Source organism: Janthinobacterium sp. JC611 (assembly GCF_018682595.1).
GTDB lineage: Bacteria > Pseudomonadota > Gammaproteobacteria > Burkholderiales > Burkholderiaceae_D > Janthinobacterium.
In genome coordinates this window covers 82,369-95,272 of record NZ_JAFLJN010000044.1, presented here as the reverse complement: position 1 = coordinate 95,272, position 12,904 = coordinate 82,369, and the positions used below count along the sequence as shown (strand labels likewise).

Genomic DNA, 12,904 nt, shown 5'->3' with positions numbered 1-12,904 from the left:
TGTTTTCTGCCTCTTCTGTTGTAATTAAGTTAGGATTACTTGCCACGGCAACGGTTCAGCTTGATATAATTATATAATTATATTTATTACATCGGAGGATGCATGTTTGTTATCAAAAACACGCGCTCCGGACCACGGCGTCCGGCGCGTGGTTCCACCTCCGGTGCGCATCATGTTTGATCGCGCCGCCTTGCCCCGGGTAGCGCCATTCCTGGCCTATCTCTCCTTTATCTTTATCGCCGACATGCTGGGCCGGGCGGGCTTTGCCGCGCAGGACTTGCGCTGGCTGTATGCCGTCAAGATCGGCGTCGTACTGGGCATGTTGTTGTACTGGCGCCGCAGTTACACGGAATTGCGGTGGACGCCGCTGCGCGCGCGCGCCCTGGCCGTGGCGCTGGCCACCGGGCTTGTTGTTTTTTTGTTGTGGATTAACCTGGACGCAGGCTGGATGACGATCGGCAGTGCCGATGGCTTCGATCCGCGCGATGATGGCCAGATCGAGTGGAGCCTGGTGGTCTTGCGCATCGCCGGCGCCGCCCTGGTGGTGCCCGTGATGGAAGAGCTGTTCTGGCGCTCCTTCCTGCTGCGCTGGATCGACGCCCCTGATTTTCTGAAAGGTCAGCCCCGCCTGGCCAGCGCCAAGGCGTTTGTTGTCAGCGTGGTGCTGTTTGGCTTCGAACACAATTTGTGGCTGGCCGGCATCGTTGCCGGCGCCGCCTATAGCTTGCTGTACATGCGCAGCCAGAACCTGTGGTCGCCCATCCTGGCGCACGGCATGACGAATGGTGTGCTGGGCCTCTGGATTGTTTCCGGTGGGCACTGGACTTACTGGTAATATTGCTAACCAACTGTTTGCTCTTTCAAAGACAATGCCCATGTTGAACTCACCGTACTATTGCCAGGCCCATATCGGGCAGTCAGGATTGCAGCGCAACCGTTTGGCCTCGGCTCTGGCTCGCATATTGCCAGCTACGCTGTTGGTGGCCGGTGGGGCGGCATGCAGTTTGCCGGCTGGCGCCGCCATCAGCGATACGATTTCGCCTTTTATCGCGACATCGTACTCGTATGACGATAATTTATTCCGGGTCGATGACAATGTGCCCGGTTTTGATGGGCAGCGTTCCGACACCTCGCGTCAGGTGCAAGCGGGATTCATGATCAATCGTCCCATCGGTCGGCAATTGCTGACGGGGCAGGTAAAGTGGTCACGCGTCTACTTTGATCATTTTGACCAGCTCGACTATACGGGCAAGGACTATTTGGCTGATCTTGAGTGGCATATTGCCAATCACCTCGAAGGCCACGTGGGCGGCAGTTATTCGCAGACACTGACACCATTCAGCGATTTGCGCAGTTCGGAACGTAACCTGCGCACGATACGCCGCGAGTATGCGAATGGTGGCTGGCGCTTTCATCCTAGCTGGCGCGTGCGTGGGGGGCTCTCGCGCGATAGATATAGTTATGACTCGATCGCGCAAAAATTTTCCGATAGGAAAGAGGATGCCATTGAGCTGGGTTTCGATTATTTGCCGGCCAGCGGAAGCCGGATCGGCATACAGCTGCGTCATTTGAAAGGGACCTATCCAAACCGGGCAAACCTGGCTGCGTTCGGTATTGAACAAGGGTATGAACAGGACGAAGTGAAGGCGAATATCTATTGGCGTCTCAGTGGCGTGACGCAAGTGCAACTGCTTGGCGGTTGGGTGAAACGCAAGAACGAGCTATTTTCCGGCCGCGATTCCAGCGGCGCCAATGGGCGCATCACCGTGAACTGGGCTCCGCTCGGCAAGGTGCGTTTTACGGGGAGCCTGTGGCATGAATTTGCTGCAGTGGAAAATTCCTTGATTACCAGTAGCTTGAACAATGGCGCCAGCCTGGCCGCTGCCTGGGATATCTCGGCCAAAGTGCGCATGGACGCGCAACTGCGGCGCGAGAAACGCGATTTTTCCGCAGCGAGCGGCCTGGTGCTGCCCGTCGATGTCGACGACATCACGAAGACGGCCAGTATCGGTCTGACGTATTCGCCGCGGCCAAATATTCAATTGGGCGTCAGCGCATTCCGCGATACGCGCAGAGGCGCTCCTATTATCAACACAGGTAGTTACCGTGCCAAAGGCGCTTCCTTTAACGCCAGCATCCAGTTCTGATGAGTATTATGACGGTCAATGATATACCCCTGATTTCGTTTTTCCAGCGCATCCTCGATCCATTGATCATCATGGGTACGCTGTATCTGCTGTCCGCCTTGTCAGGTTCTCCCTTTACCGGCTACTCGCTGGTATTGATGATCCTTGCGTTCTTTATTTCCTCATCCGTATTCCAGTATGTCGACCCCTACCGCACCTGGCGCAGCGGCCGCATGCTGGCGTATGCGCGCGATGTCTTCGTCAGCTGGGGCATCACGGCCCTGATCCTGATCTTCCTCGGCTCGGCAACAGGACTGGCGTTTCATTTCGACCGCGAATTGGTGCTGGCCTGGTTTCTGCTGACGCCGTTCATATTGCTGCTCAGCCATCTGGCCGCGCGGCGCATGGTGGCCGATCCCGGCCGCGACAGCGAGGTGCGCTCGGTCGTCATCATCGGCGCCAATGACGCCAGCCTGAAGTTTGCCGCCACCGTCGAGCGCAACCCGAACCTGTTCATGAGCGTACGCGGCTTTTTCGACGACCGCACAGATGACCGCTGGCCCGAGAAGATGCGCGAGCCCATGCTGGGCAAGATGGCCGATATCGCTGCCTACGTGCGCGAACACAATATCAAGATGATATTCATCAGCCAGCCCATTTCGGCCCAGCCGCGCATCCGCAAGATGCTTGATGAACTGCAGGATACGACGGCATCCGTGTATTTCTTGCCCGATATCTATATCTTCGACCTGATGCAGGCACGTTTCGACAACGTGGGCGGCATGCCGGTGATCGCCATCCGTGAGTCGCCGTTTACCGGCTTTAACAGCATGGTCAAGCGCGGCAGCGATATCGTGCTGGGTCTGCTGATCCAGATCATGTTGTTGCCTGTGATGCTGGTCATCGCCATCGCCGTGAAGATGACCTCTAAAGGTCCTGTGATTTTTCGCCAGCGCCGCTACGGCCTGTATGGTGAGGAAATCATTGTGTATAAATTCCGCTCAATGACGGTCAGCGAGGATGGTGACAAGGTAGTGCAGGCCACGAAGAACGACCAGCGCGTCACGCGCATTGGCGGTTTCCTGCGTCGCAGTTCACTCGACGAGTTGCCGCAATTTATCAATGTGTTGCAGGGGCGTATGAGTATCGTCGGGCCCCGTCCGCATGCGGTGGCGCATAACGAGCAGTACCGTAAATTGATCAAGGGCTATATGTTGCGCCATAAGGTCAAGCCCGGCATCACGGGTTGGGCGCAGGTGAATGGCCTGCGTGGCGAGACAGAAACCCTGGACAAGATGGAAGCACGCATTCATTTTGATCTCGACTACCTGCGCAACTGGTCACTCTGGCTGGACCTGTGGATCATCATGCGCACGGTGAAAGTTGTGCTCAAGCGGGACAATGCCCATTGAATGAAGTGACCCTGCAACACTGCATGGAATTTGTTTTGCGTCAGATCAATACGCGTTAAAATGAAGCAAGCATTCGAAGTATGGACCATGGTCCGTACCAGCAAATCAGGTGTCATGCAAAGAACAATATGAGAAAGGCGCGACAGCATCATGTGACGGCAGGTGGCGACGCGTATTGCTTCGGTTGTCTTGCCGGCAACCAGCCTGGTTCGCACCGCTTCGCCCCCTCACTCGCCGGCGTTGGTCCATGCTGCGCCTCAGACTACGGCCCCATCCTCGCCGATCCTGTGCAGGAACGCGTCACGACAGCGTGTCCGCAGGGAAAATACATTCGTGCCAAGCACAAGAAATGCTATTTTATTAAGCCTCGCGCAGATAAATAATGAAATGGTCTGGCTGTAAGTTTTCTTGGAAACAGTTGTTTTTAAAACTTTTTAATGGATTTTTAAGCAAATATTTCCCGGCTGCTCTTGTACATTGTGTATCATATTTATAATATTGACAATTGTGTGGTCAAGTACCATAATTCCATAAGAAATCTGTTATTTTGGCAATATTTTTTGATAGCACGGTTATGTTTTTGTTATTAAATTGCCGTGAGCGATTTCTTTTCTGAACTAAAGGAGTAATTTTGAACCTCTTGCATAAACAACGTTGGAGTGTGCGCGTGCCGGAACTGAACGCTCGTATGCTGTGTTCGGCCTTGGTCTTGCTGACTGCAGTAGGGATGGCCGCGTGTGGCAACAAGGAAAAAAAGGCCGGGCAGGCACTGGCAAGTGTGAATGGCGAGGAAATTACTGTTCTTCAGCTCAATGAGGAAATGCAGCGTGCCAATGTACAGGCTGTGCAGCAAGAAGCCGCGAGCAAGCAACTGCTGGAATCGCTGATCGATCGCCAATTGCTGTTGAACGAAGCGGTCAAGGAAAAGATGGACCGGGACCCCAAGGTAGTGCAGGCGGTCGAGCGCGCGAAGTCTTTGATCATTGCACAGGCCTATATGCAGAAAAAGATCGGTGCGCTGCCCCGTCCGGGCAAGGCCGAGGTGGAAGCGTATTTTGAAAAGAATCCACAGTATTTCAGCCAGCGCAAGCAGTTCGATATGCGCGAGTTGATTATTGCCAGCGCCGATATGAATGATGCGCTGAAGGCCGCAATGGACGCAGCCAAGTCGCTCGATGAGGTGGCCGCCTGGCTCGACACGCATCAGGTCAAGTATGGTCGTACGCAATTGTCCCGTTCGAGCGCCGATCTGGCGCCGGAGTTGAGCGGGAAGCTGCTGACCATGCCAAAAGGACAGTTATTCATCATTCGCGAAGGCGACCGTACCTTGCTGATTTCGCTGGTCGATATCAAGGATAGTCCGGTGACCCTGGCCCAGGCGGCGGCGCAAATCGAACAGTTTCTCGCCAATAAGAAAACCAAGGAAGTGGCCGATGCTGAGCTCAAGCGTTTGCGCGCAACGGCAAAGATCGAATATCTGAACAAGCCTGCAGCGGGCAAGGACGCAGCCTCGACAGCTGCCCCGGCTTCGGCTGCCGCGCCGGCGTCAGCGCCTGCCGCGCCGACAGCAGTGTCGAACGAAATGAATGAACGTGGAGCAGCTGGGCTGAAGTGATGCCCGGTATAAGATGAACGCAAATTTTTATGGAAGCAGGCAAATCATGAAACGACTTGCAATGTGGATGATGGCAGCCTTTTTTGCGCTGACCGCTGGTGTTGCCGGCGCCGCCGATGTGTTGCTCGGTGCAGGCGATGTGCTGAAGATTTCCGTGTACGGTAGCCCGGATCTCGGTCTGGAAACGCGCGTCAGCGAAGCAGGTGAGATCACGTTTCCTCTGGTTGGCGCCGTGCCCATCGGCGGGCTTTCCGTTGCCGCTGCAGAAAAGAAAATTGGCAACCTGCTCGAAGGCGGCGGTTTTCTGCGCAAGGCACAGGTCAATATCATCGTAACTTCGCTGCAGAGCCAGCAGGTATCCGTGCTGGGGCAGGTAAATCGTCCTGGACGTTATCCGCTCGAAGGCAAGCGCAGCCTGATGGATGTGCTGGCAATGGCTGGCGGCTTTACTGCCGATGCTGGCGACACCATCAATCTGATCCGCAAGCGTGATGGCAAGACCAGCAAGGAAATTATCGACATTATCGAAATGGTGCGCGCCGGTTCACTGGAGCGTGATGTCGATCTGACTGGCAATGACGTGATTTACGTAGAACGCACCCCGCGTTTCTATATCTATGGAGAGGTACAGCGACCCGGAACCTTCCGCCTCGAACGGGGAATGACCGTACTGCAGGCGCTGTCTGTCGGTGGCGGCCTGACGCAGCGTGGCACGGAGCGCAGCATGCGCATCAAGCGCCGTGACGCAGCAGGTAAATTGGAAACGATTGAGGCGAAGCACGATGATCTGCTGCAGACAGACGACGTCGTTTATGTCAGGGAAAGCCTGTTTTAGTTTATGTCGCGCACGTCCGGATAATTTGTCTGAATCGATTTCTCTGATATGAGAGCTGTACCATGAATTTTTCACAATTTTTACTTATCCTGCGTGCGCGCAAATGGATATTGATCATTACCTTGCTGATTACGGTAGGTGCGACCGTCATCGTTAGTGCGCTGTTGCCAAAAACATACAAGGCATCGGCCTCGGTACTGATGAACTACAAGGGGATTGATCCCGTCACCGGCATGGCGATGCCTGGGCAGTTGTTGCCCGGCTACATGGCAACGCAGATTGATATTATCAGCAGCAAGAATGTTGCACTGCGTGTGGTCGATCAATTGCACCTGGCGGAAAGTCCTGCGGTGATTGCGCAGTTTAATGAAGCCTCGAAGGGTGTAGGCAATGTGCGTGACTGGCTTGCCGAGTTACTGCTGGCGAAGTTGGAAATTGTTCCATCGCACGAAAGTAGCGTGGTCGATATCAGTTTCAAGGGCAGCGATCCGCAATTTGTTGCAGCAGTAGCCAATGCCTTTGCGGATGAATATCAGAAGACCAGTATTCAACTTAAAGTCGATCCCATGAGAAAGGCATCGACGTACTTCACGGAACAGACGAAGCTATTGCGTGATTCCCTGGAGAGCGCGCAAAGCCGTCTGTCCGAGTATCAACAAAAAAATGGCATCGTGAGCCTTGATAATCGCCTCGATGTCGAGTCGAACCGCCTCAACGACCTGTCGGCGCAATTGGTCGCAGCACAAGGGTTGGCAATGGAAGCGACGTCGCGCCAGCGCATGGCACAGGGTGGTGCCTTTGCCGAATCGCCCGACGTGGCGGCCAATCCGCTGATTCAGAGCCTGAAGGTGGGACTGGGTAGCGCCGAATCCAAGCTTGCCGAGATTGGACAGCGACTGGGCACCAATCACCCGCAGTATCAATCCGCAAAGGCCGAAGTCGATAAATTGCGCAGTGACCTGAAGGAAAGCCTGCGCGTTACATCAAATAGCGTCGGCAATAATGCGCAGATCATGTCGCAGCGCGAAGGTGCCATTCGCGCCGCGCTTGCCGCGCAAAAGGCGAAAGTGCTGGAGTTGAACCGTACCCGCGACGAGATGGGCGTGTTGCAAAAAGATGTGGAGAGCGCCCAGCGCGCGTTCGAGGCGACGTCGCAGCGCCTGTCGCAAACGCGCCTGGAAGGGCAATCTGAGCAGTCCGATATTTCGCTGTTGAATCCGGCAGTGCCGCCCAGCCAGCCGGCGGGACCCAAGGTCTTGTTGAATACGGTACTAGCCCTGTTCCTTGGCACAATGTTCGGTATCGGTGTGGCCTTGCTGGCTGAAATGCTGGATCGTCGCGTGCGTTCTGAAAATGATCTTTCCGATGCCTTGCAGTTGCCCATGCTTGGCAGCATTGCCTGGAATGCGCCAGCCCGTTCTCGGGGGAACCGTTTCTGGTCGCTGTTGCCGCGTTCTTTGCGCGCAAATTAATTTTTCTTGGAAAGCATCATGAATCCAGTCCCACATTCTGTTCAGACCACCCCAACCCTGCCGCGTGGCGGCGACTCGAGCATTGGCAGCTTGCTGCTTGAATCGGGCAAGATTTCGCCTGAAAATGCCGAGCGCGTATTGCGCATGCAAAAAGAACTGGGCATTCGTTTTGGTGAAGCCGCGCAGCGCCTTGGGCTTGTGACGGAAGCCGACATCCAGCAAGTGCTGGCGCGCCAGTTCGACTACCCCTATCTGCAAGCGGGGCAAGGTGATTTTTCCGATAAGCTGGTGGCTGCCTATCAGCCATTCAGTCCCCAAGTGGAAACGTTGCGCGCTGTGCGCAGCCAATTGATGTTGCGCTGGTTTGCGCGCGGCCACAAGGCGCTGGTAGTGATGTCTGTTAACCCTGGGGAAGGGGCGAGCCTGTTCGCTGCCAACCTTGCCGTGGTATTTTCACAGCTTGGGGAGCACACCCTGCTGGTTGATGCCAACTTGCGTACGCCGCGTCAGCATGAGATCTTTGATTTGAAAGGTCGGCAGGGACTGTCGGACATGCTGGCCGGCCGTGCTGATCAGGACGCCATCACTAAAATTGACTCCTTTGTCGATCTGTCCGTGCTGGGAGCCGGTACGCTTCCTCCGAATCCGCAGGAAATGCTGAGCCGTTCGCCGTTTAGCGGACTCAATGCGCAGCTGGAGTCCCGCTATGATGTCGTGCTGTACGATACCTCCGCTTTTTCCGTTGGTTCCGATGCCTTGATCACCGCAACCCGTGCTGGTGGCGTGCTGCTGGTGGCGCGGAAGAATTACACGCTGTTGCACGATATCCATGCGATGACGGAGCAAATGGTGCAAAGCGGCGTCGAGGTCGTCGGTTCCGTGCTGGTAGATTTTTGATGAGTACGCTGAGCCATCCTGCATCAGTGCGCGACAAGTTGCCATCGCGCGCGATCGTTCTGGAATGGATGCCGATCATTATTGGCTTCCTGGCGCTGTACCTGCCATCGTTTTACTCGCTTTTTCATGGCATTTGGGCAACAGAAGATCAGGCGCATGGGCCGATCATTTTGGCGCTGTCCGTGTGGCTGCTGTATCACCAGCGCGCCAAGCTTCTGGACCGTGCCGATCCACGCGGCTCTCCTGTGCTGGGCTCGTTCATGTTCGTATTTGGCCTGCTGCTGTATGTCGCAGGCGTCTCGCAACAGATATTGGCGTTTGAGATAGGCTCCTTTGTTATCGTCACGATGTCGATTGTCTGCTTCAAGTTTGGCGCGGCATCGCTGCGCGCCGTGTGGTTCCCGTTTTTCTTCATGTTTTTCATGATTCCATTGCCTAGCGCTATCGTCTCGGCATTGACGCTGCCAATGAAGGTCGCCGTTTCCTATGTCACGGAACACTTGCTGTTCTGGGCCGGCTATCCGGTCGCACGCAGTGGCGTGATTCTGCAGATCGGACAATATCAGTTGCTGGTTGCCGATGCCTGTGCCGGTTTGCAGACATTGTTGACGCTTGAGGCGCTGGGCTTGTTCTATCTGAATCTGGTGCGCCATACTTCACCGTTCCGCAATATCGTCCTGGCGACGCTGATCATCCCGATTTCCTTTACCGCCAATGTGATACGCGTCGTGACGCTCACGCTCATCACGTATTATTTTGGTGATGCCGCAGGTCAAGGTTTTCTGCATGGTTTTGCCGGCATGGTGCTCTTCATCAGCGCCTTGATACTGATTATTAGTCTCGACACCTTGCTGCAATGGATAGTGCGCCGCGGCAATAGTAAACGCAGCCAGGGAGGCCAGTCATGAATACGCATACGCAAGTGAGCAAATCCTGGATCAGCGGCGTGATACTGGGCCTGTGCATGTTGTTCGCGTTATGGCTCGGGCAGCGTGCAACTCCCACGATCCGCATCGCTGACAGCCGGCCGAAAATTATGCTGGAAACGGCGATTCCTGCCGAGTTCGGCGACTGGGAGGAAGACCGTGCGCAGATTTCCGCTGTTGTCAATCCTACGGCGCTAGCGGAAATCAACAAGATTTATAACCAGACCCTGACGCGCACGTATGTCAATCGCGAAGGCGAACGCATCATGCTATCGATTGCCTATGGAACTGATCAGAGCGACAATTTGTCGATTCACTTCCCCGAAGGCTGTTATGGTGGCCAGGGCTTTGCGGTGGGCGCCACCACGCATGAACCACTGGAGACGGTCGCTGGCAGCATCCCTGCCTCGCGCCTGGTGGCAACTTTAAATAATCGCAATGAGCCGATCATTTATTGGGTCGTGGTTGGCGAGAAGGCGGTTAACGACATCTGGCAGATGAAAAAGGTCAAGCTTGCCTACGCGCTTGATGGCCGCATTCCGGACGCTACCCTGATGCGTGTGTCGACGATTACGCAGGATAATGCGCGCGGCTTCACTTTAGCCGAGGAGTTTGTCAATCAGATGCTGTCCTCCATGACACCTGCGCATCGTCGTCATTTCTCGGGCCAGGGCAGTTAACGCCGGCCAGGCGAGGTTGCTGGTTTGCCGCCCAAACAATCAATGTGGTGCAAGCCTGCGCCCAATTTGGAATCAAGATGAGTTTTTTTCGAACTAAGCTGAGCCCGGCAGGTGTGCCGCAAACGAATTCACCTCGCCGCAAAAACGCGGGCTTGCGCATGCCGGGCGCTTCCACCGTATTTATTGCGCTTGCCGTGGCCTTCTTGGCACTGCTGCTCGGTGCCGTGGTGGCGCTCGGTTCGAATCAATTGACCCTCATTCTCGCTGGTATCATGTTGATCGTGCCGGTAGTCGCGGTGGTCAACACGAAAAATTTGCTGCCGGTCCTATTTGTGTTTACTTTCCTGGTGCAGGGGATGGCACAGTATGCGTTCAACCTGCGTTTGGCGGCATGGCTAGGCAGTGGCCTCGGCGCCCTGTTTTTCGCCCGGGCCGTTCTTGAATTAAGTTCCTTCAATGGGCGCCGCGAGCGCGCGCCGAAGCCCGCTTTTGGCGCCAGCGCCGTCATTGTCGCCTCATTTCTCTACCTGTCCTTCTTTTTCTTCGGCATGGCCATTGGGCACTTGAGTTTACCCAAGATGATTTCCGCCTTTCGCTTTTGCGTGCCCATGTTCGGTGTGCTGTTTGCGCTGTACTGGTTTGAATGGCCGTTGAACCGAATCCAGACGCTTTGGAAACTGATCGCCATAATCACAGTGACACAGTTGCCAATTGTAATTTACCAGCATTTCTTCATGATAGGCAGCCTGGGTTGGGATGGTGTCGTTGGCACTTTCGGACTGGGCATGAGCGCCACTTTGGTCTTGTTTAGCACGAGCGGCTTGCTGTATGTAGTGGCGCGCTGGGTACGCGGGCTGAGCGGCCCGTTGTTGCCGGCTGCCATGCTGGCGGTGGTTCTGGCAATTAGTATCTTGGGCGAAGTCAAGGCAGTTTTTGTCTGGTTGCCTTTGACTCTCTTTTTGATCCTGCGCCGGCGCGTGCTGAAAAACATTTTTGCTTTTGTTACCTTTGGCTTATTTATTGGCCTGTTTATGGCTGGCACATATGGTGCCTATAAGGCGCTGTACTGGGGGGACGTGATCGGTGGTGGCAAGACGGTGGAAGAAAAGCTCGATCGGACGGGCGGGTATTTCTTTGATCCGCGCAGTGTCAACTACACCACTGGCGAGGTGGGGCGCGGTGCATCCATGTATCTATGGTATCGCGACCCGATGCCGACCTTGGTGGAGCGCCTGGTTGGTTACGGGCCGGGCGCCAGCGCCACTAATGCAGGTACAGGACAGGGTATTGTTGCGGTGCGTTATCGTCGCCTGGCCATCAACGCGACGGCCATTTCCGCGTTGCTATGGGATGTCGGGATCCTCGGCTTGCTTGCCTTCCTTGCCATTCCACTGACGGGTATCGTGGCGGGCCTGCGTTACGTGAAATTTTCGGGGGCAGATCCGGAGCGCCTGGCCATAGTGGATGTCAGTACGGTCACAATGATCATGCTCAGTACGACCGTGATCTACAATCGGGCCTTGCTTGATGAGTCTACCTTGCAATTGCTGATGTTTTTCAGTCTGGGCTGTATTGTGCATTTCTGCCGCTATCGTCATGCGGACGCTGCTGCTGCTGCTGCTCAGCCGCTTCAGAAACCGCGCACGGCGGGTGCCGGGGCACTGCCGGGACGATGAGCCATTCGCGCAGCAGTTTTAATAATTTGCTCAAAAACAGTTCGATGATGTTTCTGCTGAACATAGCTTCGGCAGGCGTCAGCGTACTTGCCATTCCACTCAGCTTGAAAATTATCGGTATCGCCGCATTCGGTCACCTTGTGTTGGTGCAGTCAATTGCGCTGGCCGTGTTCACCGTGTGCAATTTTCAGTACTGGCAGGGATTGCTGATTGAGTTGCCCGGTCGCCGCCTGTTGCCGCAGGCACTCAGTGCAGCTGTCTGGAAAAGCGCGCGTTTCGAATTGCTCGCGGTGTGCGGCGTCATGGCCGTGATGCTGATACTGAAGCTGTTTCAGCTGAGCCAGCTAAGTTCCTTTTCTTTGTCTCAGCTGATACTGCTGGCCTTGGCGGCCGTCTTTCCCATTGTGGGCACCCCCACGGCTTATTTTCGCCTGATTAACAAATATCAGGTGTTGATGCTGGCTGGTTTGCTGAGCAGTCTGTTACGCCTGCTGTTGCTATTTTTGGCAGCGCATTTTTCGCCAAGTGCATTTATGCTGGTGTTGGCCTATTTTGTGCCGGAAGCGCTGCGTTGTGCGGGCCTTTTTTTATATATTCACTTGGCCAGGAAAGGACTCGATGGCAGCCTTGAGGCCAGCACAGTGGATCAAGGGCGGATAGTGAGAGCTGGACGCTGGAGTACTTTCCAGGCGATCTGTGACTTGCCCGTGGCTCAGCTGGACCGCGTGATATTGGGCTTTTCCCTGTCGGGAGAGTACCTCGGCGTATTCAGCATCCTGAAGCGGATTTATGCCTTGGTGAATATGGCCAGTGCCCCGTTCTATTCGGCGTCCATCCCCGAATTTGCTTCACGCGTGAATGCGGGCGACGTGCGCGGTGCTTTTACGCTCTGGCTGAAAACGCTGCGCGTGCTTTCCGGCGTTTCGTTGATCGCAGGCGCACTGTGTTTTGCCAGCCAAAAGTTATGGATGCCGTTGATATTTTCGGGCCTGCAGAGTTATCCATGGGAGTTCGCTGTGGTGCTAGCCAGCGCCATGCTGGCGGGAACTTTTGTAACGACGCATGCCTTATATTGGTCGCTTGGAAAGTTGCGGCAGACGACCATTATCGCGGTAGGTTCGAATGTCTTTTACCTGTTGATGCTATGGTTGCTGACCTCGCACTACGGTCTGCTTGGCAGTGTCAGCGCTTTTCTCGTACATGTTTCTCTTGTGGCTATATTAAAAATATTCTTACTACGGCGTTTGATGCCTCAATAAATATGA

The 12,904-nt window shown here is 55.0% G+C and carries 11 protein-coding genes; all 11 read left to right on the top strand.

The features are described from left to right. The first annotated feature begins 172 nt into the window (after window positions 1-172). Window positions 173-835, top strand: a complete 663-nt coding sequence (locus J0O65_RS24280) for a CAAX prenyl protease-related protein (RefSeq protein WP_215409740.1) — start codon at window positions 173-175, stop codon at window positions 833-835. A gap of 40 nt (window positions 836-875) precedes the next feature. Next, window positions 876-2,147: an XrtB/PEP-CTERM-associated polysaccharide biosynthesis outer membrane protein EpsL gene (gene epsL, locus J0O65_RS24275; protein ID WP_215409739.1), complete on the top strand. Its 1,272-nt coding sequence runs from the start codon at window positions 876-878 to the stop codon at window positions 2,145-2,147. An 8-nt stretch (window positions 2,148-2,155) separates the two neighbouring features. Next, complete coding sequence (locus tag J0O65_RS24270) at window positions 2,156-3,538, top strand: undecaprenyl-phosphate glucose phosphotransferase (RefSeq protein ID WP_215409738.1); 1,383 nt, start codon at window positions 2,156-2,158, stop codon at window positions 3,536-3,538. Window positions 3,539-4,169: 631 nt separating this feature from the next. Next, entirely contained in the window at window positions 4,170-5,153 is a 984-nt protein-coding gene (locus J0O65_RS24265) for an EpsD family peptidyl-prolyl cis-trans isomerase (RefSeq protein WP_353056240.1), read from the top strand. 46 nt (window positions 5,154-5,199) lie between these two features. Continuing rightward, a complete protein-coding gene (gene epsE, locus J0O65_RS24260) occupies window positions 5,200-5,988 on the top strand; it encodes a polysaccharide export protein EpsE (protein WP_215409737.1) in 789 nt (262 codons plus the stop codon). A gap of 62 nt (window positions 5,989-6,050) precedes the next feature. Continuing rightward, window positions 6,051-7,460 (top strand): chain length determinant protein EpsF, encoded by a 1,410-nt coding sequence (gene epsF, locus J0O65_RS24255; protein ID WP_215409736.1) that lies wholly within the window; start codon window positions 6,051-6,053, stop codon window positions 7,458-7,460. Between the two features lie 18 nt (window positions 7,461-7,478). After that, a complete protein-coding gene (gene epsG / locus J0O65_RS24250) occupies window positions 7,479-8,357 on the top strand; it encodes a chain length determinant protein tyrosine kinase EpsG (protein WP_215409735.1) in 879 nt (292 codons plus the stop codon). After that, the gene (gene xrtB / locus J0O65_RS24245; protein ID WP_215409734.1) at window positions 8,357-9,265 is read left to right on the top strand and encodes an exosortase B; all 909 of its coding nucleotides are present in this window, start codon (window positions 8,357-8,359) and stop codon (window positions 9,263-9,265) included. Before epsG ends, xrtB begins: the two co-directional genes overlap by 1 nt. Beyond that, window positions 9,262-9,963 (top strand): exosortase-associated protein EpsI, B-type, encoded by a 702-nt coding sequence (gene epsI, locus J0O65_RS24240; protein ID WP_215409733.1) that lies wholly within the window; start codon window positions 9,262-9,264, stop codon window positions 9,961-9,963. Before xrtB ends, epsI begins: the two co-directional genes overlap by 4 nt. A 77-nt stretch (window positions 9,964-10,040) precedes the next feature. Further along, window positions 10,041-11,639, top strand: a complete 1,599-nt coding sequence (locus tag J0O65_RS24235) for a hypothetical protein (protein ID WP_215409732.1) — start codon at window positions 10,041-10,043, stop codon at window positions 11,637-11,639. Next, the gene (locus J0O65_RS24230; protein ID WP_215409731.1) at window positions 11,636-12,898 is read left to right on the top strand and encodes a lipopolysaccharide biosynthesis protein; all 1,263 of its coding nucleotides are present in this window, start codon (window positions 11,636-11,638) and stop codon (window positions 12,896-12,898) included. Before J0O65_RS24235 ends, J0O65_RS24230 begins: the two co-directional genes overlap by 4 nt. Window positions 12,899-12,904 lie beyond the last annotated feature (6 nt).

Bases quoted from the DNA above. Each gene is read 5' to 3' on its own strand.
- J0O65_RS24280 (WP_215409740.1), top strand. From the start codon at position 173: ATGTTTGATCGCGCCGCCTTGCCCCGGGTAGCGCCATTCCTGGCCTAT.
- epsL (WP_215409739.1), top strand. From the start codon at position 876: ATGTTGAACTCACCGTACTATTGCCAGGCCCATATCGGGCAGTCAGGA.
- J0O65_RS24270 (WP_215409738.1), top strand. From the start codon at position 2,156: ATGACGGTCAATGATATACCCCTGATTTCGTTTTTCCAGCGCATCCTC.
- epsE (WP_215409737.1), top strand. From the start codon at position 5,200: ATGAAACGACTTGCAATGTGGATGATGGCAGCCTTTTTTGCGCTGACC.
- epsF (WP_215409736.1), top strand. From the start codon at position 6,051: ATGAATTTTTCACAATTTTTACTTATCCTGCGTGCGCGCAAATGGATA.
- epsG (WP_215409735.1), top strand. From the start codon at position 7,479: ATGAATCCAGTCCCACATTCTGTTCAGACCACCCCAACCCTGCCGCGT.
- xrtB (WP_215409734.1), top strand. From the start codon at position 8,357: ATGAGTACGCTGAGCCATCCTGCATCAGTGCGCGACAAGTTGCCATCG.
- epsI (WP_215409733.1), top strand. From the start codon at position 9,262: ATGAATACGCATACGCAAGTGAGCAAATCCTGGATCAGCGGCGTGATA.
- J0O65_RS24235 (WP_215409732.1), top strand. From the start codon at position 10,041: ATGAGTTTTTTTCGAACTAAGCTGAGCCCGGCAGGTGTGCCGCAAACG.
- J0O65_RS24230 (WP_215409731.1), top strand. From the start codon at position 11,636: ATGAGCCATTCGCGCAGCAGTTTTAATAATTTGCTCAAAAACAGTTCG.